Raw genomic sequence first — 20,566 nt, forward strand, 5'->3', positions numbered from 1 at the left:
AGAAAAGCGGTTCCAACAATAGCAAAACCCTGCAAAAGCAGGGCTTTGTCTACAGTCTGTAAGGGACATTAAAGTCCCTTGGGCTTTTACTCAAATCGAAAAGTGTTGAATAAAGATTTCGGGAGGTGTTTCTATGAAGAAAAAAGTACTTGCAATTATGTTAGTTGCCGTATCAATCATGTTGATTTCAGCGTGCGGAAAAAAAGAAAAATTGTACGAAATTCCTGATTTATCGCAGTATAAGACAGATTATGTAGGAGATTCTTCAAATGTTATAAATATTGTAAGCGGTCAAGAGTATCCAGAGGGATACTCATATGACAGTATAGAGATACAGTCTGAAACAGAGCCTTATGGATTAACAGTTTTTCTAAAAGATGAGCCGTCGGCAGTCAAACTTGAAGATGAATTGCAGGTTAATGCAGATATGACATTTGACTTGATTGGTAATTTGGGAACAATTGATTATAAAACAGCAGATAGCAAAGAAATTATTGCATCATATGAACGGTGATATATTTTTAGTCAACTTTTAGACAATTTGAAGAGCGGAATATAAAAAGGCGTATGGAAGTTTTAAATCCATACGCTTTTTTGAAAAAAATTCATTTTTGAACAAGAGATTTGTAAGAACATATTATCTATTCAAAGACGGTTACAATTCTATATCATATGACTTTTTCTTAGTCCGAGCAGGCTGATTTCGCCGTATTTCCTGTTCTCTTTGATATTTAAGTTCCCATGCACGATGGGAGAAGACATCAGGATCTTCCACATTGAGATAATCCACTTCATTGGTTGCAATATCACGACGGTGATAGTCATAATATTTACCGAACGTACCTTTGAGTTGCTCTATCAGCTTGTCCCGAAAATCAGGACGTATCTGGATTCTGGTGTCCAGCAATTCTGTGTATTGTTCTGGATCAGGACGAAATTTTTCTTCCCGGAAAGCAGCGGCATCTTTTTCAAGCTGTTTTTTAAGGGAGATGTCCTGAGAATCAAGAATATCAAGATTGTTATTCATCTGGTCATATTTCTTGGATAGATTCGTCATATCTTTATCGGTAGAGCATTCTGCCTGGAAGATTAGCTGCTCTTTCCTTGATTTCAGTTCTTCAATTTCTTCGGTAACAGTTGTAAGCTGCTGATTCAATTTTATATGCTGGATGGGATTCAAAATACTGGTTTTATCCTTTTGCACATTCAGTTCTTTCCGTTCCGTAACTTTAGCTTTGAGTTTCTTTTTAACGGTGTTGTATTTATTCAGTATTGGATTAAAATGATTCATCCAATCATGAATTACTTCTTTTTGCATCTCATTATGAAGTAAATGATATTGTGTAAAAATCATATGATTTCGGATAGTTTCCATTGTTTCTGCAATTACAGGAATAGAATGTTTGACAGCCTGAGCCAGTTTCGATACCTGAGTTTTTAATTCCCGGAGCATTTGGTTATCTGCACGAATCTGACGGTTGATTTCACAGCGGTCAGCTATCATTCCTTTCTTTTCCATATTCTGGGCAATGTAGCCTTCGTGGATGGTCGGCTGTTCGGTGATTCCCTGATCTGCAAAGCTGCGGTGATCAATGGATGCATTTATCTGATTGCGGGCAAGCATTTCATTTACAGTATCTGCCCAGTTTGCTCTCCAGACACAGAGTTGCTCATCACTGTTCCATTGTTCAGAAATAGGATTCTGTCTGCCGTAGCGGCTACTTTTAGGATGCTTGTCGATGCGGTCATAGCCCTTTTCCTGTGCGTCAGATGCGGTCATATAAATCTTCTTTTTTTCAACTTTATATCTGTATTGCTTTTCCCAGCCATCTTTTTGTGCAGCTTTGAATTCAGTAGCTGTAAATCCTTTTTCTTCCCCATTTTTTATACAGAGATATTCTTTTTCTGTTTTATACTGCCATGTTCCGTTTCCATTCAGTGGACGGACGGTAAGCAGAATGTGTGCATGAGGATTGTGTCCATCCGTATCGTGAATAGCAAAGTCAGCGCACATGCCCATATCTATAAAGTTCTTTTGAATAAAATCTTTTAGAAGAGAAATATTACTGTCCTTATCTAATTCAATGGGAAGTGCGACAACAAATTCCCTTGCCAGTCGGCTGTCTTTTGTCTTTTCTGCAGCTTCCACAGCATTCCAGAGTTGTTCACGGTCTTTCCATTCTGGTGGAGCCATCGGTGGGAGCAATACTTCCTGATAAATGAGACCATGCTTTCTGGTATAGTCATGCTGAATACCATCGTAATCATTGTACATCCGGCTACAGCTCATATAAGCAGAAGCAGCAACAGCAGACCGACCGGAACCACGGCTGACGACTTTGGCTTGCATATGATAAATTGCCATATCTGGCACCTCCTTTCGATGTTGCCTGCAACAGCGGATAAAGCCCTCGGCAGAGCGCACGAGCCCCGAAGGGGATACCACTGCCTGATTTATCAGGTGGTGAGTAAGTGCGCCCTTCGGGAGTAGAACTTGTGCGTTTACATTCCCCGTAGCCGGATCATCAGCTCCCGTTTCAGGGAATCTAAATCCATTTCTTTAATATGGGGAACAATACTTTCCAGAATGGCTCCTTCCTGGACTAATCGGTGTGTTCTGGCATCACGTTCTTTTTTGCGATTTCTTGCTTCGGCTTCTTCCTGGCGGTGTCTTGCCTGTAAAAGTGCTTTTTCTTCCGGTGTCATGATTCTTTTATCTGCCATATCTGGCACCTCCTTTTTATGCCCGTATCCGGGCAGTTTTGGTTTTAAAATCTTTTGGTTTGGTACTATGGTTTTAGATAACTGACAGTGGCATATTTCTGGTAATAAATGAGGAAAGAAAGTAGTACCACTGTCAGTGAAAAGTAATCATTGTGTTATACTTCTTCGAGTCAATTCTGGTTCGGAGCATGATTGTTCAACAGGATTTTTTTCGCCTGTTTTAAATTAGCTGTTGCATTGTCCTGACGAATATTCCGGTTATTGATACGGACAGGAATACATCTCTCCAGAATACGGTCATAAATTCGTTTGTGTGCGATATCAGCGGCGTTATTCAGCTCGGATAAAGTGAGATTGGTCGTTATGATCATAGGCTTTTTACTGCGGTAACGACTGTCGATCACATTGAATACCTGTTCCAGTGCAAAGTCAGAGTTCCGCTTAATTCCGAGATCATCAATAATCAGAAGACTGTAGCGGTTTAAGCTGTTGATGAACTGGTTTCTGTCTTCAAAATGCATTCCGGTAAGGGTATTCAGAATCCGGGAAAAGTTGGTCATCAGTACAGGAACGCCTTTTTCCAGAAGGGCATTGGCAATGCAGCCTGCAAAAAAAGATTTTCCAGTACCGACATCACCCCAGATGAGAAGTCCGGAAGCGTTTGCTTTCATCTCTTCCCAGTTGCTTACATAATTGTGTGCCAGTTTTATTTCCGGATTGATGCCGTTATCCCTGGCAAAAGTGTAGTCATAGAGTGCTTTGTCCTGTAAGCCGCTGGTTTTAAGATGCTCTATTTCCATTTGTTTTTCATGAAGTTTTCTCTGGGCCTCTTCCTGCTCAAAGATTTCCTGCTGGCATTTACAGCGGATGGAAGGAATAAGAACCTTTCCCTGTAATTCATGCCGGCATTGTCTTGGCGTATTGCATTTGGAACAGTAGATCAGGTGGTCTGTTTCGTTAAAATATTCATCAGGCTGAAGTTCTCTGTTTGGTGTTATAGCATTTTCTTTTTCTGTAAATCTTGTCATAGTGTTTCGTATTCCTCACTTTCGTAATTCCTTTGCCGGGAAGCAGGATGATCCTGTTTTGCCCAACTGATGATGGTAGCTGCATGGTTCTGATATTGCTTTCCGGTAGAAGCCATATAACCGGATAAGCGTTCAATATAATCCTGCCAGTCAGGGATTGTCTGCCGGATATCTTCAAGCTCTTTTTCTGACAGAAAAACATTTTGAAATTTTCCATAGGGTGAGAGTGGATCCTTACTCCCTCTTTTTTCTAAATTGTTCTTTTTTATCTCTTTCTTATTACCAGACAGTTTTCTGTCTGTATCAGGGAAAGAATCCTGTCTGTCAATAGGACAGTTTTCTGTCTGTCTTAGGGAAAGAAATTTGTCTGTATAGTGGATGGTTTCTTTTGGGAGTTTTACATAAATCCGATTAGGCTGTCCGGGTCCCTGCCGTTTTCGGAAGATAAGCTCCTGTTTTTCCAGTACTGCCAGAGCAGTTTTAACAGTCATCTGGCTTTTGTGGAGAACTTCTGCCAGTGCTTCAATCGTAAAGTAAATGAACACATGACCATCTGTATCTGACCAGCCCTCATTTTTCTGGGAAAGCCTTGCCCGGTCGAGCAGGATAATATAAAGCATTTTGGCAGTTTCGTTTATTTCCATGTCCAGAAGGAAACGGGGAAACATCATATAAGATGGCAGGTTGGTGTCTGCTGTCAGAAAGTCCGTCATGTGTTCACCTCCAATCAAAAGGGTTTATTCTCCAAGAAAATCCCAGTCTACATCACTATCTGGCTGTGAATTTTCAGGTGCTGGAAAGGACGCCCTGATTTGGGGCTCCCTTTGCACCATGCCTGCAGTCAGTCCAGAAAGAAAAAGTGGCAATGCCTGTTTCAGACTGTTTTCCACTGCATCTACAATCTGTTTCACAAAAAGTTCTTCCCGTTCTCTTGTTTCCAGATAAGGATCAGCCTGTGTGCGGTAGTAGCGGTCAAAATAATCTACCAGTGCAAGAGAGATTACCTGACTGTAAGATTTAAAATCCTGCCTGTCCATCGTCTGTAAATATTCCCAGGCTCTCCGCTGCTGTTCTTTGTCCAGATTAAAGCGCAGGTTTGTGTTGCGGATATTGTTCTGCATGGTTTATCCCCTCCTTTTCAGGTGCATCTACAGCAATAATTTTTGTGTTTCTGAGTTCTCGCATAAAAAACACCTCCGTTTTCGTATTGATTGATTCAGCAGGTCGTACCGGTGTGGTACTGCTCTGCTGTGGGATAAGCATACGAAAATCGGAGGAAAAAGGCATTGAGGGGAAATTGAGCTGGAATTGAGAAAAAATAAACTTTTTATTGATAAATAAGTTTAGATACTAACTCTTTTGTCGTTTTGGTTGTTAATTATATTAAAAGTAGAAATATTTTGATAATGAAAGTGTGGGAGAGAAAATGAACAAAAGAAGATACAGCAATCGCAGAAGAAAGAATATTTTACGAGTATTCATTCTTTTAATGACTATCATAATAACCGTTGTAATGTGGAGAACAATAAAAATCGATGTGCAGGTTGGAGAATTAACATTACCGAAAATTTTGCAGTCAGAAAAGTCCTTTGCAGACACTTCGGGTGAATGGAATCTTATTTTGGTCGATCGAAATCATTATATTCCAAATAATTATCAAGTAGAATTGACAGAATTATCGAATGGTAAAAAAGTAGATTCACGGATTTATCCAGAATTACAACAAATGTTTAATGATGCAAGAGCTGAGGGGCTGGCACTGTTTGTTAGAGAAGGATATCGAACAACAGAAGAACAACAAAAAATTATGGACGAGAAAATCAATGAATATGAAAAACAAGGATATTCTGCGAAAGAAGCAAAAAAAAGAGCCGAGAAATATGTTGCAATTCCCGATACAAGCGAACACCAATTAGGACTGAGTGTTGATATTAATGCGGATACCGACAAATGTTCTTCTGAAAAAGTATATCAATGGTTAGACGAAAATGCATATAAATATGGGTTTGTAAAACGTTACCCGGAAGATAAAACGGATATAACAGGAATTAGTAATGAACCATGGCATTACCGTTATGTTGGAACGACTGTCGCTAAAATAATGAAAGAAGAAAATTTATGTTTGGAAGAATATTTAGAAAAATATAAATATAAACAAAAGAGAATCCTAACTTTTTTTATAGTAGGATTGTTATATTATATAGAAAACAGAGGAGGCAAATTTGCGAATGGAATACAAAACTGATTCTTTGTTAGTACATCTAGCAAGAGCAGGAGATGAAGATGCGTGTGAAAAACTGGTCAAAAAATATTACTCAAGGATATATCAATATTGTTTGCTACATATCAATGATCCATATGAGGCAGAAGATTTGACACAAGAAGTGTTTACACGTTTCTTTTCCAATTTATATAGATATAAAGAATATGGAAAAGTTAAGAATTATCTTTATACAATTGCCGGAAATACCGTTAAAAATTATTACAAAAAGAAAAAAGATATTCCATCAGAGGAACTGCTAAAATCAGGGGACTGTAGTAAAAATCATGTAGAAGAGCTAGGAGTCCGATTAACTATTGAACAGGCAGTGAGAAAGTTACCGGAAGAAATTAGAGAAACGGCAGTTTTATATTTTTTTCAAGAATTGAAACAAAGAGAAATTGCAGAATTACTTCACATAAAACTTTCGCTTGTAAAATATCGAATTGGAAGAGCGAAAGAACTTTTGATGAAAGAGTTGGAGGTGAAAAACTATGATGAAATATAAGCAGCAAATAAAGGAATATAAAGAGGAGATTGAAAAAAAATATGTAAGGATTGAAGCAGAAAACAGAACAGTAAAAGCATGTCAGAATATTTTGGCAGAGTCGGTTTTATCGAAACAATCGCATAGAACATCTTATTTTGAATTTTTGTATGGGCAGACAAAATTCATAAAAAAAAGATGGTGGATTTTACAAGGTTGTATTCTTATGTGTTTATGGATATGGTTGAGTAATTATACGTCAGACATAAAAGATATGATGAGGATTATGGGAATATCTGCCACCATATTTGTGGTTCTGATTGTCCCGGAAATTTGGAAAAACAGAAGAAATGGTGCGATTGAAATTGAGCAGGCGTCTTATTACACACTGCGTCAGATTTGTACAGCAAGAATGTTAATGTTTGGAGTAGTGGATCTGGTGATCGTTATGGCGTTTTTGGCAATTACATATCAAACAACAATACTCTCGTTAAGTGATTTGGTGGTTAATTTTTTGCTTCCAGTAAATGTTTCATGTTGTATATGTTTTCGTGTATTGTACAGCAGATGGGAAAAATCAGAATATATAGCAGTGCTTTCCTGTCTGGTATGGGTTGGTTTATGGATGATGATTGTTGCAAATGATGTTATTTATCAGAAAATTGTAACTCCGGTATGGGTGGCTATGCTGATATTGACTTTTGTATATTTTATTTTTTGTGTTCAGAAGTCATTGCTATTTGATGAAAAAATTTTGGAGGATTACACGTATGAAATTAGAATTTAAAAATGTAACAAAACAATACGGAGAAGTAAATGCTGTTAATAAAGTGAATTGTGTTATGGAAAAAGGAATTTATGGACTGCTTGGAGTAAATGGAGCAGGAAAGACCACATTAATGCGTATGCTTTGTACGATTGTTCAACCATCAGAAGGACAAATATTATGGAATGGTAAAGATATATGGAAACTAGGAGGTGAATACCGAGAAGTTCTGGGATATTTACCACAGGATTTTGGATATTATCCAGATTTGACCGTATATGATTATATGATGTACATTTCTTCTATAAAAGGGTTAAAAATGCCGTTTGCCAGAAAAAAAGTGAAGCAATTATTAAATCAAGTAGGAATGGAAAAATTCAGTAAAAGAAAAATGAAGAATTTGTCTGGAGGAATGGTTAGACGTGTAGGAATAGCACAGGCGATGTTAAACGATCCGCAAATTCTTGTCCTGGACGAACCTACCGCTGGATTAGACCCGAATGAAAGAATACGTTTTCGTAATTTAATTAGTGAATTGTCGGAAGAACGTTTGGTGCTCTTGTCTACACATATTGTATCGGATATTGAGTACATTGCGAATAACATTATGTTAATGAAAGATGGAGAACTTTTTTATGCAGGTACTGCGGAAGATTTAGTATCTTCTATGAAAGAAAAGGTATGGCAATGTAATGTTTCGAGAAGTATGATAGACAAATATATGAATGAATATTTGGTTGGAAATATAAAAACAACAAAAACCGGAGCAGAGCTTAGAATTATTTCAATAGAAAAGCCAACAGAAGATGCTGTGGCTGTAGAAAAAAATCTGGAAGATGCATTTCTATTTTATTTTGGAGAAAAATCGGAGGAGAAACAAGATGCTTAAATTAGAATTAAAACGAATTTTTTCAAAGAAAATTAATGTATTTGCAATCGGATTGGCATTGATACTTGCTGTCATTTTTAGCGGATTTGCAGTTACAAGTAATCGCTATGTGGATGAGAATGGAAATGCTAGTACTGGAATTATGGCAACAAGAAAACTTACAGATAACAGACGAGCATGGAAAGGTACATTGACAGAAGATGAACTTGGAAAAGTTATAGAACAAAATAAAAATGCGATGACACAATCCTCAGAAGAAAATGCTATTTACGGAACGACATTACAACCGATAGATGATATTAGGAGTTTTATAATATCGGTATTAACACCGGATGCAGAATATGATGAAAGTGTTCTGAATCAAATGACAGAAGAAAATATACAAGAGTTCTATGACACTTATCATAAAAATATGGAAAAGATGGCAGAAGAATATGGAAAGACTTCTGTACAGAAAAAATACTTGGAAAAGAAATATAATGAAATAAAATTACCAGTAGAATACGAATCTTATAGTTCATGGGATACTATGATTATGTATGTAGAAACGTATTCTATTATCCTGGCAATCATAGTTGGTTTTATTTGTGCTGGAATATTTGCAGATGATTTTCAGACAAAAGCAGATGCAGTATTTTTCTCTACAAAGTATGGACGTACAAAAGCTGTTAAAACAAAAATACTGGCAGGAATAGCTACGACGGTTATGATTTATTGTATGGGAATTATATTACTTAGTGTGATTTGTTTTGGAATTATGGGAACCAGTGGTATGAATACACCTTATCAAATGTATCAGGCATATAGTATTTACATTATGTCATATGGACAATACTATTTGTTGACAGTTGTATGTGGATTTATAGCCAGTATGCTGGCGGCTGTAGTGTCTATGTTAGTAGCGGCTAAAATGCATACAATTAGTGTCGCTGTTTGCATTCCGTTCTTTTTATATTGCTTATTGCCATTTATAGGACGGGCACTTTCTGGGTATACAACGCTTTTCAATTTGATACCAACAATTTTGACAAATGTACAGGCAAGTGTAAAAGTCCCACTTATTTATCAGATTGGGAATTGTGTATTTCGACAAATTCCGCTTGTAATGGTAATGTATACAGTGATGGCAATAGCCTTACTGCCTTTTATTTATAAGAGTTTTCGCAGATACGGAAATAAGTAAAAATTGTATTCATACTCATGAAAAACAAAGTAAGTAAAATATTTTCTGGAAAAATCAAAGCATAATTTAAAGATTTACGGCGGGCAAGTTGCCCGCCGTAAATTGTACTTATTTTGTTAAAAGACCGAATTGGTGATGTTTCTGTTTGCTATTGAGTCACGTCCTTCCTGAAAATGGGTACAAAAAAACTGCTGTAAAATGTTCGGTTTTTACAACAGTCTATTTCGTGTTTAATTCAATTCTGGGTGTAACTACCCAAGGCAAATTGCAGCAAAGACGGTAGGAAAGGTCAAGGTATTCCAACGGAAAACCGAAGAAAAATCGAAAGAGGGTTAGGGATACTTCCCTATGGAAATTTAACCACACAGACGATAGGAAAGTGTGGGGGATTTCGCCTGTGTCATGACACAGGCAGTGCTTGCTATTTTTGTTTAGTTAAAGGGTTTTAACTTTCCTGATTTTAAAATAATACCGATCAATAATATCCTGCAATGTAATGGATTTCATTTTTTCATCTACCATATTTTGAATTTCATGATAGAAGTCCCCAATAGCGAATTGAATGTTGATACCGATTCCACAATCCGGATTGGTATCTGTGTCCAGGTGAAGCAGCGGCTTATCGCCCTCTACAGCTCGGTAGATGTCATACATATTGATTTTATCTGCCGATTTTGCAAGAGCGGCATTCGCATGACCTTGTGTGTTGACAACAATGCCTGCATTTTTCAGGGTTGCCATAAGCTGTCTGACATAAGCCGGGTTTGTCTTGATACTTTCTGCAATTTTTGTGCTGGAGAGTTGTTCGTCATCTCCAAGAGCAATAAATATAAGAATATGAATGGTGTCACTAAGCTTTGTGGAATATTTCATTTGTCACCTCGAATTTTCTTCTTGCAATTTTTAAAATTACATGATAATATGATTTTAATGCTTGATGTAAATTTAATTTTAACAAGTAAAAAAATAAAAGTCAAGCAAAATAAAAAGTGTGGAATCTGATATAAAAAAGGAGATAAAGTGGTGTATGCAAAAGGAGGAACAAGTCAGTTTTCTGGCAGATAAAATCCGTCAGGCAGATGCCGTTTTGATAGGCGGCGGTTCTGGTCTTTCCAGTGCGGCGGGATATAACCATTATCATTGGCTACCCTATATGGAGGAATGTTTACAAGATTTCAAGGAGTGGTATGGACTGAAATCTCCTTTTGACGGTTTTTACTACTGTTATTCATCGCCGGAACAACAGTGGGCATATTATGCACGTTACATACAAAGTATGTGGGATGCACCTACAGGACAGCCATACTATGACCTGCGTGATATTGTGGCGGAAAAAGAAGTCTTTGTTTTAACAACCAATATAGATATGCAGTTTGAACGGATCTTTCAGAAAGAAAGGATTTGCGATTATCAAGGTAACAGCGGTTATGTTCAATGCAGTCAGCCTTGTCATGACCAAATTTATTCCAATGTAGAAATGATTCGCAGGATGAACGAAAATATCCGGGAGCTGCGTGTTACTTCCGAGCTTCTGCCAAGATGTAATGAGTGTGGAAGAATCATGGTTCCCTGGGTAAGGGATGATACATTTTTGGAGGGAAAAGACTGGAGAGAAGGTGTAAGGCGATATGAGAATTTCCTAAAAAAATATCTCATGAATGGAACTGATAAGAATGTTGTACTGTTGGAGCTGGGGGTTGGTGAGATGACACCCAGTATTATTAAACTTCCTTTTTGGGAAATGACATACAAAAATGAAAAGGTGTTTTATGCCTGTCTGAATCAGAAGAAATCCTCAACTCCAGAACATATAAAAGACAAAGGCATTTATATAGCAGGAGATTTGGCAGAAACCCTGCGGGATTTGAAAGAAAACATAGCGGGAAAGGAAAGGTGATGAAGATGAATGTATATCAAGAGATAAGTCAAATCATCAAAAAAGCAGATGGTATTTTGATTGGAGCCAGTAATGGTTTGTCTATCGCAGAGGGATATAATATTTTTGCAGATGACGCATGGTTTCAGAAAAATATGGGAGATTTCAGAGAAAAATACGGACTGAGTTGTATTTTACACGGATTTTCAGTGCCAATGAAGGTAGAAGAAAAGTGGGCGTTTGTAAGCAGACTTGTTAAGGCAAAAGCTATGCAGGATGAGCCGAGTGAGATTATGAAAAACATCTATGCACTAGTAAAGGATAAAGAATATTTCGTAGTAACTTCCAATGCGGAGGATCATTTTGTGCCGGCAGGTTTTGAGGCAGACCGTGTTTTTGAAATGGAAGGGAAATTAACCCAGATGCGGTGCAAGAACAGATGTCACGACGAGGTTTATCCTAATCAAAAAGAAGTTATTGCAATGATAAAAGAGGAAGTAAACGGAAGAGTACCCAAAGAGTTACTGCCGAAATGTCCAAAATGCGGTGGAGATATGGAAGTAAATTGGGGTGAGATGTCCTCGTTTAAAGAAACGAAAAATTGGAAGGAAAAGGCTGCCCGCTATCAAGAATTTATTCAGAACTTACATGGAAAGAAGCTGGTAATTCTGGAATTTGGCATTGGTTGGAGAAATCAGATGATTAAAGCTCCTTTGATGCATCTTGCAGCAGTAGAACCACAGGCAAGATATATCACATTTAACAAGGGCGAAATTTACATTCCAGAGGAAATCAAAGAAAAATCCATCGGTGTGGATGGTAATCTTACGGTAGCGTTAAAGGAAATCAGAAAGTGAATGATAGACTAAGTAAGGTAGTTAAAGATATTACAGTTGTGAGATAGGAGAATGAAAAAAATGAGCTGTTACGAAAATTTGGTAATGAAAACACAAATGAACTATTCCAGACACTATAGTACCTATGCATCCGGCGGTGCTGCTGTAGTGTTGAGCAAACAAAAACCACTTCCTTATGAGGAACAGATTCAGGAATTTGTTCGCAGAGTGCAGGGGGCAGAGTGTATCATAGTAGGCGGAGCATCCGGTTTATCAGCGGCTGGAGGTGGTGACTTTTATTATAGTGATACCCCTTCTTTTCGTGAGCATTTTGGAAAATTTGCAGATAAGTATGGATTCAAAGGTGCTTTTAGCGGAATGATGCATCGGTTTTCTACAAGAAATGAACACTGGGGATATGTGGCAACCTTTTTAAATACTACACAAAATGCTCCTATCAGAGAGCCATATCTGGATTTGGATAGAATTTTGCAGGGAAAGGATTTTCATATCTTAACGACTAATCAGGATACACAGTTTGTAAAGCTTTATCCGGAAGAAAAGGTCAGTGAGATTCAGGGAGATCATCGTTTCTTCCAGTGTTCCCAGTGTTGTCAGGATGAAACATGGGATGCCGTACAACCTGTGGCAGATATGATTGCGGCTATGGGAGAGGGGACAATGGTGCCGGATGAACTGATTCCTCGCTGCCCTCATTGTGGTGCGGAAATGTTTCCGTGGGTAAGAGGATATGGGAACTTTCTGCAAGGGAAAAAATACGAAGAAGAATATGAGAAAATCTCAAAATACATTCAAAAGAACAAAGATAGAAAAATTCTCTTGATAGAACTTGGAGTAGGGCGCATGACACCGATGTTTATACAGGAACCGTTTTGGGAACTGACAAACAGCTTGAAAGATGCATATTATATCTCCGTAAATTCAGAATATCAGTTTTTGCCGGAATTCATTGAAGATAAGGGGATTGCTATTTTGGGAGATATAGGAACAGTGTTAAAAGATTTGCGGAAAGCAAAAGAGGAAAGTGCATTTGTATAGGATACTTGTTCTTGATATTCCACTTGATGGAGAAACATTAGAATATTGATTGATACAAAACTGCACTCAGGGATATTGTGGGTGCAGTTTTGCATTAAAATTATTGATTACGATACAGTTTCTGATAAGCAGTAGGTAATATCTGAAATTTATTTCGGAAAGCCGATGTAAATTTACTTTGGCTTTTATATCCTACAGCGGCGGCAATTTCCGAAATAGATTTATCTTCCTGCAACAGCATATTCGCTGCCAAATTCATACGGTATTCTTTCATGTAAGAAGCGATGGGCATTCCATAGACTGCTTTGAAAACGGATTTCAAAGTAGTGGTGTTCATCAGGTACTGTTTTGACAACTTTTCAATAGTATAGTGGCGTTTTAGATCGGATGTCATCAGACTGTGAATTTCTTTGATAGTTTCCACCTGTCCGGAAACATACTGGTTCAATCTTTTTGTATTTTCTAAATCCAGCATATCTAAAAACAACAGCAACTCTTGAACTTTTAATTTGAAATAAGATAAGTACATTCTTTCTGGCAAATCATATAATTCTGAAAAAATATGTTCGATTTTCTCGCTGGCTGGCATAGCAGTATGCCCCTCTTGTTCACAAAATTTTGCGTAGAGGTTATTTCCGTTGATGCCTGCTTCAGAAAGAATGTCTGGTGGTGTAGTAGTTAGCGCATCCAAATCAATGAAGACGGATACACATTGATAATATCCTAATGGCAGGTTCATGGCAGAATCCGCACATGAATGTAGTGTGTGGAGAGATAAATCTCCGGGGCCCAAATATATTGTGGATTGATCCTGCATTTTCCAGCCCATTCTTCCACTTCGGCAGTGATTGATCTGCATAGCAGAGTGGACAGGTCTATGCTGAAATTCAAAACAATTTGCATAGTAATAATTAAAAGAAAGTTCAATTCAGGGAAAAACAGAATAGGTATCTACTAGTCCCCTTCCATCGGAGCAATAGCGAAAATCCTTATTGAAAATAGCGTTTTCATGTGTACTGTTATGGCGGTTTATGATGATTTTTCCATTTGGAATATCTTTCAAAATATCTTCCGTATTTTTATCGTGTTTCCGTGTCATTTGATACCTCCGTTTGATGCTCTGTGGAATCGGATAAGGAAATTAATCTTTCAAGGCAGCTATGCAGAGTGTGAACCTGTGGGGTATCAGCAGCTTTATAATAGACTTCCTTTCCACTCCGATGGCTGACAATCAGCCGTCGGGTTTTTAATTGTCTTAGATGATGAGATACAGCAGGACTGCTCATACCAACAAGGGAAGATAGGTTGATTACGCATTCTTCATAGTGACATAAAATCCAAAAAATACGCAGTCTGCTTTCATCACTGAGTAATCCGAATAGTTCTGCGGATGTCTGAAATTCCTGTGGAGCAGGAAGCAGAGAAAACAGCTCATCAGCTGATTCGCCATGATTATGTGGCAATGTAATTTGTGTCATATGTTCTACCTCTTTTTCGATTATGATAATGTCTGCAGCAGCAGACATAGGTGTTTGTAGTGAAATCTTTCCTCTAGTATAACGCATGGAAATCAAATTGTACAACCTGAATAGAAATGAATTTATCCCAAACGGAAACTCACTTTTCAAGATAGTTTGAACTTTTTTTGTACCAAATGGAATGGCTTTCAGCCCAAATGGAATAGCATTTATCCCAAATGGAACGAACACTGTAATTTCTGTTGACGGAGAGAAAAATAGCAGTATAATAAACTCAAAATGATTAAACAAGTGCTTAATCATTCATAAAAATAAAAGGGGATTTTAATCATGAAAAAAACGTACAAAATTGAAGTGGACTGTGCAAACTGTGCAAATCTGATGGAGAATGCAGCACGTAAGACAGATGGTGTTTTAGCAGCAACCGTAAACTTTATGACACAGAAGATGATTGTGGAGTTTGAGGAAGGAAAAGAGCCGAGAACCGTTATGAAAGATGTTTTAAAGGCTTGCAAGAAGGTAGAACCGGATTGTGAGATTGCTCTTTAATTTTTAGCTGACCAAGTAACTGGAAAAGCACCCTTGAAAAGCCTGGACAGTTTCGATGGTGCTTTTTCATAATAAATATTAAACTATTAAGCAATAATTGAAAGGAGATAGAAATGGACAGTGTTATTTTTAACATATTATTTTTAGCTGTCATTCTTATGGCAATTATTTTTCTCATAATTGGAAATAAACAAAATTTCGGAATGACAAAAAAGCAAAAGATCATGCTGGTGCGGATACTGGCAGCCACGGTAATATTGCTGGTATTGCAGTCTTTATCAGCTGAAACTTTTAATAAATTAGATCAATTCTTATTCCCGTCTGCAGGGCGGTGGATACGGTTGCTCTGTTATCTGATTGATTATGCTATCATTGGCTACGATATTATACAAAAAGCATTAAAAGGCATCAAAAACGGACAGGTATTTGATGAAAACTTTCTGATGGCAGTAGCCACAGTAGGTGCGTTATCATTAGCTGTTTATGAAAATGGTGAATATCTGGAAGCAATCGCAGTTATGCTGTTTTATCAGGTAGGAGAATGGTTTCAGCGGTATGCGGTTGGAAAGAGCCGTCGTAATATCAGTGATATATGGTAATAAATGATGCTGCATGAGAAAGAACAATGCACTGCTATGTTTTCAGAAATCGTGTAGAATCTACTTGTTGCGTAATAGTTGATGCAGACAAGAATAGATCTGAAAACATAAAATATTAACAATTACTGTTATTGAAAATAGTGAAATTATTATGTATAATGATGTAGAAAACAAAGAGACAAAACACTGAAAAATACGGTGGAAATCTAGTAACAAAAATAAATCAACAGGAAAAGGAGAAAATGACTATGAAAAAATATGAATGTGGACCATGTGGTTATATTTATGATCCGGCAGTAGGAGATCCAGACGGAGGTATTGCTCCAGGAACTGCATTTGAAGATATTCCAGATGACTGGGTATGTCCACTCTGTGGATTGGGAAAAGATGTTTTTGTTCCTGTAGAAGACTAAGCAGATAATGCTAATATGAAACTGATAGATACAAATAATTCCAAGAGAATATATAAAAGAAATGGAGACCAGATTATGACTTACGATTTAAATATTACCTTTGATGATAATTTAATTACAGGAAATAAAACTATCGATACCCAGCATAAAGAATTGATTGACCGTATCCAAAACTTTTTAACTGCCTGTCAAAATGGCGACAGCAAGGTAAAAGCAATCAAAATGCTGGATTATCTGGATGAGTATACTAACTTTCATTTCAAAGAAGAGGAAAAGCTTCAGGAAAACGTTGGTTATCCAGGGCGTGAAACGCATCACGAAAAACATGAAGAGTTTAAAAAGACAATTCAGGTACTGTATGAATACCTTAATGATTATGAAGGACCAACGGATCAGTTCAGTGAACTTGTACAGAAAAATGTGATTGACTGGTTGTTTGGACACATTAAAACAAATGACCGCTCTGTAGCGGAATTTATTTTTATAAGAGAAAATCCTGACCGGTTATAAAATAAATCAGTAAATGCGTTTTATCAGAATTTAGACAAAGTGGTGAATGTTCTTATGATGAATAAACTTTGAGAATACTGTGTCGACACTAAGAAAGTTACAAATGAACAGGAAACCTATTTATTTCACAGTATTACTATGAAATGATAGTTTCCCATTGTTACCCTATGTTGTGGATAACATATACACATATTTCCAAAAGAAATTCAGGTAAAAACTTGCCAATATATGTACAGGTGTATTACTCATTTGTAGATGGAATTCATATTGGTGAGTTTGTGGATTCATTAGAAAAATATTTTGCAAATCTTTAACAACCAAATTCCAGTTTGCAGAACTGACCCAAAAGAGCTCGAAGGAGCTCTTTTTCCTTTTTTATAATAGTATCATTATGGTATAATAGAGACATTAAAATCGGTATTTGTGGAGAGATTTCCTGAACTTTCCTTATTTTTCAAGGCTTACAGCCCCTTAGATAGTGAAATGATATGTATTTTCCCTTATTTTTGCCCTTATGCGGAATCCGCAAGGGAAATAAGGGAAATTTTTAGTTAAGCATTGCTCGCTACTTTATCAAGAAGTCTTGCGGAATCCCGTTTTGCTTTTCTTGTTGAGTGAGCGTAAATATTCATTGTGGTACTGACATCAGAGTGTCCTAACAGTTCCTGTACATCTTTCGGTGCAGCTCCATTGGAAAGCAGATTGCTGGTATAAGTGTGACGCAACTGGTGAAAATGGAAATCTTCAAATCCTTCCAGCTTCTTTGCCACTGATCTGCATACAATGCTGAGTGTACTCGGCAGTTCCAAAGAGCCATCTGGTCGCAGGCAGACAAAGGAGATTTCTTTGTAATCTGTCGGGATTTCCTGTGTTCCGTCAAGATGATAGTATTCATAATATACCCTGTTTTTCACATGCACTTCTTTGTAGTAATTGCGGTGATATAATTCGCCATACTGCATCCGGTTTTTGAGCTGTTCTTTTCTGGCAGCTTTCAGTACTTCAGTCAGCGTATCTCCAAAATCAACAATCCTTACTTTTTTCCGTTTCGTTGGTCCGATAATATTTTTGTGTTTCATGCCGTCGTAGCGGATACTGCGTTTTATGGTCAGGCATTGTTCCTCAAGGTTAATGTCCTGCCATGTAAGACCACAGGTTTCCCCGATACGGAGCCCGGCATAATACGCAATTTGAATCGGCAGAATAGCAGGTGGATTTTTCTTTTCCAGATATTGGATAAGCCGTTCATAATCCTCATGTGAAATCGGCTGTGTACCTTCTTCCACTTCATCATCGGAAAAGAGCTCAACTTCCTCTGCCTGCTTTTTCAGCTTAATATACTGCATCGGATTGAAACTGATTAACTGTTTTGGAAATACTGCAAAACGGAATGACTGCTGTAACACTGCGGAAAAAGAATGGATATAATCTTTGCTGTATCCTTTTCTTACTTTCCCGTCTGGAAACTCACCACCGAATGTAAGCAGATCAAGAAATGCCTGTAAATGTTCGGCAGTAACTGTTTTCAGTTTGCGGTCTGCAATCGGGTGTTTTTTGATATAGCGGATTACACCAAGATAATTTTCTACTGTACCGTTGCTGAGTGTCCCAGTTTTTAGTTCTTCTTCTGCCCACATGTCCAGAAGTTCTCCTACGGTAAGATTATCTGCCTTTGCGACAAATTTCTTATTTTCGTAATCTTCCAGTGCCTTGCGGAGAAGCTTTTCCGTCTCACTTTTACTCTCGGTTCCGGCGTATTCTTTCTGAACCATTTTACCGCTTGCATCTTCTACATAGAAGCGATAGTACCATTTTTTTCCTTTTTTTCTAACAGATCCTTTTGCCATAATCGTATGTCTCCTTTCGATATCAGACAATCGGAACTGTTGAAATGCTTCTTGCGTGTAAGTATATCACAACTCCGGTTGTCTTACTATACCGATTCAGAATCCTCATACATAACTTCGGATAAAAGATTGGCAAGCCTTTGTTCTGCTGCTTCCGGTTTCTTTGAATAGAGCCTTACAACATCCGCCATATCATTAAATGCGTTGACAGTATGTGTGATCTCCCTAAGAAACATAATCTCATTATATTCATCTTTCGATTCAAATCCCATTACTTTGGCAATGTCCGCATCTTTGGTACTGCCTTTGTAATTTTTGCAGGCGAACTGAAACGAATCCAGAAACAGTTCATATTGCTTTAACATTAACAGCAGTAAGTCTTTAGAAAAAGCGTCTTCTGTTTTATTGAGGTCAAGAGGTAACTGTTTGAGAATGTTGCCCATCGCATCACGAATCTGCAATTCTTTCTTATCCGTAATATCAGTTTCATATTCATCGGTTTCCCCTTTGAGCCATTCGATTGATACATGAAGTGCTTCCGAGAGACCTTCCAGTACCATCTTTTTGGTATTGTCAATCGAACCGTTCTCATAACGCAGGATTGTGGAAGCGGTAACTCCCATCTTCTCTGCGACATAAGGCTGTGTCAGATTTAATTCCAGACGGCGCTGTTTTGCCCTGCTACCGATCAGCTTGCGTAGTTCTTTATCTTTCATGCTGATGTGCCTCCTTTTTCGGTATATCATTACTATACCACGCAACAAAATATATTGCAATATGCAATTTATAGAAAATGAATGAAATTTCATAATGCTTGACAAAGCAATATAAACACGCTATACTGACAGCACAAATGAAATTGCATAATGCAATTTAAAAGGAGGTGGTCATATGACACAAAGAAAGATTGCCTTATCTATTGAAGAAGCTGCTGATTATACGGGAATCGGCAGGAACACCCTGAGAAAACTGGTGGAATGGAAGAAACTTCCGGTATTAAAGGTCGGGAGAAAAGTCCTGATCAAAACGGATATGCTGGAACTTTTTATGGAAGCCAACGAGGGCAGAGACTTGAGGGATAAGGGAAATGTGAAAGCAGTCACAAGAAACGGTTCAACTTAAAAAAGCGGTTCCCGAAGAAACCGCCAAAGGTTCTATCAGACCGGAGTCATGATATACCTACACGCAAACAGATTATACCATGTACTTCGTCTGACAGACAACAGGAAACTTATGTTTGGAAGAAAAAGAAAGGACGATGATATTTATGGCAAGATCAACAAAGAGTTATGAGGAGCGTATGCTCCAGTTGGAAAAGAAAGAACAGGAAAGCCTTGAGAAAGCAAAACAGTATGCAGCACAGAAACGGGAACTGAAGAAACGTCAGAAAGATGTGGAAACTAAAAAGCGGACACACAGGCTCTGCCAGATTGGTGGTGCGGTGGAATCGGTGCTGGGTTCTGCGATTGAGGAAGATGATATCCCAAAGCTGATCGGCTTCTTAAAAAGGCAGGAAGCAAATGGGAAATTCTTCTCAAAGGCAATGCAGAAAGAGCCAGTTGCGAATACGGAGGAAGTGTAATGCCGGAGGGAGTGGATTTTCCATTCCCTTCATTGCTTTTTCATGAAGGGCGCACTTATGGACAACCAGAGGTCGTCCGTATAAGTTTGCCACAGGTGGCAACCGGTCTGCGCTTACGCTTGCCGGGCTCGTTCCGTCGGCGGGCATTTCATGCAGACCTGCTCATGCCGCAGGAGGGACTCTTCGCCAGAGGGGCACATTCCATGCAGGCTGTTATGCACAGGGCACTCTTACGCAGAGGGCGTTCCGGCAGATACCATTTTCTTTTTGGGAAAACGTTACCTGCCGGAAATCAAAGCCGGATACAGCAGAAAGGGGGAAACGGAGCATGGCGATTTTTCATTATACAGTAAAGATTGTTGGACGCAGCAAAGGGAAATCCATCATATCAGCATCTGCCTATCTCAATGGTGATGTGATGAAGGTTGAAAAAGAATAGTAGAGGATATCCATTCCATTAAGGACATCACAAAAAGACCA

Annotated in this window: 24 protein-coding genes and 2 pseudogenes; 16 read left to right on the top strand and 10 right to left on the bottom strand. The window is 38.1% G+C overall.

The genetic code is table 11. From position 1 onward, the window contains the following. The first annotated feature begins 133 nt into the window (after positions 1-133). A complete protein-coding gene (locus DXB15_RS15915; RefSeq protein WP_118137847.1) occupies positions 134-514 on the top strand; it encodes a DUF4825 domain-containing protein in 381 nt (126 codons plus the stop codon). Positions 515-655: 141 nt separating this feature from the next. Here DXB15_RS15915 and mobQ read toward each other — a convergent pair whose 3' ends face one another. From mobQ to DXB15_RS15940, 5 genes are all read right to left on the bottom strand, one after another. After that, positions 656-2,365, bottom strand: a complete 1,710-nt coding sequence (gene mobQ / locus DXB15_RS15920; protein ID WP_118703478.1) for a MobQ family relaxase — start codon at positions 2,363-2,365, stop codon at positions 656-658. 137 nt (positions 2,366-2,502) lie between these two features. Beyond that, complete coding sequence (locus DXB15_RS15925) at positions 2,503-2,724, bottom strand: DUF3847 domain-containing protein (protein WP_005362330.1); 222 nt, start codon at positions 2,722-2,724, stop codon at positions 2,503-2,505. 170 nt (positions 2,725-2,894) lie between these two features. Next, a complete protein-coding gene (locus DXB15_RS15930) occupies positions 2,895-3,752 on the bottom strand; it encodes an ATP-binding protein (protein WP_118703479.1) in 858 nt (285 codons plus the stop codon). Then, the gene (locus tag DXB15_RS15935) at positions 3,749-4,465 is read right to left on the bottom strand and encodes a replication initiator protein A (protein ID WP_118703480.1); all 717 of its coding nucleotides are present in this window, start codon (positions 4,463-4,465) and stop codon (positions 3,749-3,751) included. The genes DXB15_RS15930 and DXB15_RS15935 overlap by 4 nt, the downstream gene beginning before the upstream one ends. Positions 4,466-4,489: 24 nt before the next feature. Continuing rightward, positions 4,490-4,873, bottom strand: coding sequence for an adenylate cyclase (locus DXB15_RS15940; protein WP_117549567.1), 384 nt, complete (start codon positions 4,871-4,873; stop codon positions 4,490-4,492). A gap of 305 nt (positions 4,874-5,178) precedes the next feature. On the opposite strand from DXB15_RS15940, the gene DXB15_RS15950 reads away from it, so the two are divergent. Genes DXB15_RS15950 through DXB15_RS15970 form a run of 5 tightly spaced genes read left to right on the top strand, consistent with a single transcriptional unit; the run spans position 5,179 to position 9,337 of the window. Next, the gene (locus DXB15_RS15950) at positions 5,179-5,997 is read left to right on the top strand and encodes a M15 family metallopeptidase (protein ID WP_243115677.1); all 819 of its coding nucleotides are present in this window, start codon (positions 5,179-5,181) and stop codon (positions 5,995-5,997) included. Beyond that, positions 5,981-6,520: an RNA polymerase sigma factor gene (locus tag DXB15_RS15955; RefSeq protein ID WP_118703481.1), complete on the top strand. Its 540-nt coding sequence runs from the start codon at positions 5,981-5,983 to the stop codon at positions 6,518-6,520. Before DXB15_RS15950 ends, DXB15_RS15955 begins: the two co-directional genes overlap by 17 nt. Next, positions 6,507-7,286 carry a hypothetical protein gene (locus tag DXB15_RS15960; protein WP_118703482.1) on the top strand — a complete coding sequence of 260 codons (780 nt, stop codon included), beginning with the start codon at positions 6,507-6,509 and terminating at the stop codon, positions 7,284-7,286. The genes DXB15_RS15955 and DXB15_RS15960 overlap by 14 nt, the downstream gene beginning before the upstream one ends. Further along, positions 7,270-8,154, top strand: a complete 885-nt coding sequence (locus DXB15_RS15965) for an ABC transporter ATP-binding protein (RefSeq protein WP_005338319.1) — start codon at positions 7,270-7,272, stop codon at positions 8,152-8,154. Before DXB15_RS15960 ends, DXB15_RS15965 begins: the two co-directional genes overlap by 17 nt. Continuing rightward, on the top strand, positions 8,147-9,337 hold the full coding sequence (locus tag DXB15_RS15970; RefSeq protein WP_118011967.1) for an ABC transporter permease: 1,191 nt from the start codon (positions 8,147-8,149) through the stop codon (positions 9,335-9,337). Before DXB15_RS15965 ends, DXB15_RS15970 begins: the two co-directional genes overlap by 8 nt. A gap of 435 nt (positions 9,338-9,772) precedes the next feature. On the opposite strand, the gene DXB15_RS15975 is transcribed toward DXB15_RS15970, so the two are convergent. Next, positions 9,773-10,210, bottom strand: coding sequence for an Rrf2 family transcriptional regulator (locus tag DXB15_RS15975; protein ID WP_117602488.1), 438 nt, complete (start codon positions 10,208-10,210; stop codon positions 9,773-9,775). 154 nt (positions 10,211-10,364) lie between these two features. Here DXB15_RS15975 and DXB15_RS15980 point away from each other — a divergent pair, with 154 nt between their 5' ends. From DXB15_RS15980 to DXB15_RS15990, 3 genes are read left to right on the top strand one after another with little or no spacing between them, the layout of a single operon-like run. Continuing rightward, positions 10,365-11,234, top strand: coding sequence for an NAD-dependent protein deacetylase, SIR2 family (locus tag DXB15_RS15980; protein ID WP_118703483.1), 870 nt, complete (start codon positions 10,365-10,367; stop codon positions 11,232-11,234). Continuing rightward, positions 11,234-12,070, top strand: a complete 837-nt coding sequence (locus DXB15_RS15985; protein ID WP_118703484.1) for an NAD-dependent protein deacetylase, SIR2 family — start codon at positions 11,234-11,236, stop codon at positions 12,068-12,070. The genes DXB15_RS15980 and DXB15_RS15985 overlap by 1 nt, the downstream gene beginning before the upstream one ends. Positions 12,071-12,130: 60 nt before the next feature. Beyond that, positions 12,131-13,108 carry an NAD-dependent protein deacetylase gene (locus DXB15_RS15990; RefSeq protein ID WP_243115678.1) on the top strand — a complete coding sequence of 326 codons (978 nt, stop codon included), beginning with the start codon at positions 12,131-12,133 and terminating at the stop codon, positions 13,106-13,108. Positions 13,109-13,208: 100 nt separating this feature from the next. On the opposite strand, the gene DXB15_RS15995 is transcribed toward DXB15_RS15990, so the two are convergent. Further along, a complete protein-coding gene (locus DXB15_RS15995; protein WP_158582287.1) occupies positions 13,209-13,937 on the bottom strand; it encodes a helix-turn-helix domain-containing protein in 729 nt (242 codons plus the stop codon). A gap of 250 nt (positions 13,938-14,187) precedes the next feature. Then, positions 14,188-14,817 carry an ArsR/SmtB family transcription factor gene (locus DXB15_RS17635; protein WP_330427548.1) on the bottom strand — a complete coding sequence of 210 codons (630 nt, stop codon included), beginning with the start codon at positions 14,815-14,817 and terminating at the stop codon, positions 14,188-14,190. Between the two features lie 99 nt (positions 14,818-14,916). Here DXB15_RS17635 and DXB15_RS16005 point away from each other — a divergent pair, with 99 nt between their 5' ends. The 4 genes and pseudogenes from DXB15_RS16005 (at position 14,917) to DXB15_RS16020 (ending at position 16,657) form a co-directional block, all read left to right on the top strand. Continuing rightward, positions 14,917-15,135, top strand: a complete 219-nt coding sequence (locus DXB15_RS16005; protein ID WP_118703487.1) for a cation transporter — start codon at positions 14,917-14,919, stop codon at positions 15,133-15,135. A gap of 203 nt (positions 15,136-15,338) precedes the next feature. Beyond that, positions 15,339-15,728: pseudogene (locus DXB15_RS16010) on the top strand (heavy metal translocating P-type ATPase); the annotation flags it as partial. Positions 15,729-15,982: 254 nt separating this feature from the next. Then, positions 15,983-16,147 (top strand): rubredoxin, encoded by a 165-nt coding sequence (gene rd, locus DXB15_RS16015; RefSeq protein ID WP_022035254.1) that lies wholly within the window; start codon positions 15,983-15,985, stop codon positions 16,145-16,147. 75 nt (positions 16,148-16,222) lie between these two features. Then, positions 16,223-16,657 carry a bacteriohemerythrin gene (locus tag DXB15_RS16020; protein ID WP_044963926.1) on the top strand — a complete coding sequence of 145 codons (435 nt, stop codon included), beginning with the start codon at positions 16,223-16,225 and terminating at the stop codon, positions 16,655-16,657. A gap of 551 nt (positions 16,658-17,208) precedes the next feature. Here DXB15_RS16020 and DXB15_RS16025 read toward each other — a convergent pair. Beyond that, positions 17,209-18,504, bottom strand: a complete 1,296-nt coding sequence (locus tag DXB15_RS16025; RefSeq protein ID WP_117598209.1) for a tyrosine-type recombinase/integrase — start codon at positions 18,502-18,504, stop codon at positions 17,209-17,211. Between the two features lie 86 nt (positions 18,505-18,590). After that, on the bottom strand, positions 18,591-19,220 hold the full coding sequence (locus DXB15_RS16030; protein ID WP_117598208.1) for a helix-turn-helix domain-containing protein: 630 nt from the start codon (positions 19,218-19,220) through the stop codon (positions 18,591-18,593). A gap of 175 nt (positions 19,221-19,395) precedes the next feature. Between DXB15_RS16030 and DXB15_RS16035 the strand changes: the two genes are divergently transcribed. The 3 genes and pseudogenes from DXB15_RS16035 to DXB15_RS17925 form a co-directional block, all read left to right on the top strand. Next, entirely contained in the window at positions 19,396-19,626 is a 231-nt protein-coding gene (locus tag DXB15_RS16035) for a helix-turn-helix domain-containing protein (protein WP_002578307.1), read from the top strand. 145 nt (positions 19,627-19,771) lie between these two features. Further along, positions 19,772-20,086, top strand: a complete 315-nt coding sequence (locus DXB15_RS16040) for a DUF3847 domain-containing protein (RefSeq protein ID WP_002578306.1) — start codon at positions 19,772-19,774, stop codon at positions 20,084-20,086. A 328-nt stretch (positions 20,087-20,414) separates the two neighbouring features. Then, a pseudogene (locus DXB15_RS17925) lies at positions 20,415-20,519 on the top strand (MobA/MobL family protein); the annotation flags it as partial. Positions 20,520-20,566 lie beyond the last annotated feature (47 nt).

It is taken from the genome of Roseburia sp. OM02-15 (genome assembly GCF_003481835.1).
Classification (GTDB): domain Bacteria; phylum Bacillota; class Clostridia; order Lachnospirales; family Lachnospiraceae; genus Eubacterium_I; species Eubacterium_I ramulus_A.

Coding starts and splice junctions, on each gene's coding strand:
- DXB15_RS15915 (WP_118137847.1), top strand. CDS start 134: ATGAAGAAAAAAGTACTTGCAATTATGTTAGTTGCCGTATCAATCATG.
- mobQ (WP_118703478.1), bottom strand. CDS start 2,365: ATGGCAATTTATCATATGCAAGCCAAAGTCGTCAGCCGTGGTTCCGGT.
- DXB15_RS15925 (WP_005362330.1), bottom strand. CDS start 2,724: ATGGCAGATAAAAGAATCATGACACCGGAAGAAAAAGCACTTTTACAG.
- DXB15_RS15930 (WP_118703479.1), bottom strand. CDS start 3,752: ATGACAAGATTTACAGAAAAAGAAAATGCTATAACACCAAACAGAGAA.
- DXB15_RS15935 (WP_118703480.1), bottom strand. CDS start 4,465: ATGACGGACTTTCTGACAGCAGACACCAACCTGCCATCTTATATGATG.
- DXB15_RS15940 (WP_117549567.1), bottom strand. CDS start 4,873: ATGCAGAACAATATCCGCAACACAAACCTGCGCTTTAATCTGGACAAA.
- DXB15_RS15950 (WP_243115677.1), top strand. CDS start 5,179: ATGAACAAAAGAAGATACAGCAATCGCAGAAGAAAGAATATTTTACGA.
- DXB15_RS15955 (WP_118703481.1), top strand. CDS start 5,981: ATGGAATACAAAACTGATTCTTTGTTAGTACATCTAGCAAGAGCAGGA.
- DXB15_RS15960 (WP_118703482.1), top strand. CDS start 6,507: ATGATGAAATATAAGCAGCAAATAAAGGAATATAAAGAGGAGATTGAA.
- DXB15_RS15965 (WP_005338319.1), top strand. CDS start 7,270: ATGAAATTAGAATTTAAAAATGTAACAAAACAATACGGAGAAGTAAAT.
- DXB15_RS15970 (WP_118011967.1), top strand. CDS start 8,147: ATGCTTAAATTAGAATTAAAACGAATTTTTTCAAAGAAAATTAATGTA.
- DXB15_RS15975 (WP_117602488.1), bottom strand. CDS start 10,210: ATGAAATATTCCACAAAGCTTAGTGACACCATTCATATTCTTATATTT.
- DXB15_RS15980 (WP_118703483.1), top strand. CDS start 10,365: ATGCAAAAGGAGGAACAAGTCAGTTTTCTGGCAGATAAAATCCGTCAG.
- DXB15_RS15985 (WP_118703484.1), top strand. CDS start 11,234: ATGAAGATGAATGTATATCAAGAGATAAGTCAAATCATCAAAAAAGCA.
- DXB15_RS15990 (WP_243115678.1), top strand. CDS start 12,131: ATGAGCTGTTACGAAAATTTGGTAATGAAAACACAAATGAACTATTCC.
- DXB15_RS15995 (WP_158582287.1), bottom strand. CDS start 13,937: ATGGGCTGGAAAATGCAGGATCAATCCACAATATATTTGGGCCCCGGA.
- DXB15_RS16005 (WP_118703487.1), top strand. CDS start 14,917: ATGAAAAAAACGTACAAAATTGAAGTGGACTGTGCAAACTGTGCAAAT.
- rd (WP_022035254.1), top strand. CDS start 15,983: ATGAAAAAATATGAATGTGGACCATGTGGTTATATTTATGATCCGGCA.
- DXB15_RS16020 (WP_044963926.1), top strand. CDS start 16,223: ATGACTTACGATTTAAATATTACCTTTGATGATAATTTAATTACAGGA.
- DXB15_RS16025 (WP_117598209.1), bottom strand. CDS start 18,504: ATGGCAAAAGGATCTGTTAGAAAAAAAGGAAAAAAATGGTACTATCGC.
- DXB15_RS16030 (WP_117598208.1), bottom strand. CDS start 19,220: ATGAAAGATAAAGAACTACGCAAGCTGATCGGTAGCAGGGCAAAACAG.
- DXB15_RS16035 (WP_002578307.1), top strand. CDS start 19,396: ATGACACAAAGAAAGATTGCCTTATCTATTGAAGAAGCTGCTGATTAT.
- DXB15_RS16040 (WP_002578306.1), top strand. CDS start 19,772: ATGGCAAGATCAACAAAGAGTTATGAGGAGCGTATGCTCCAGTTGGAA.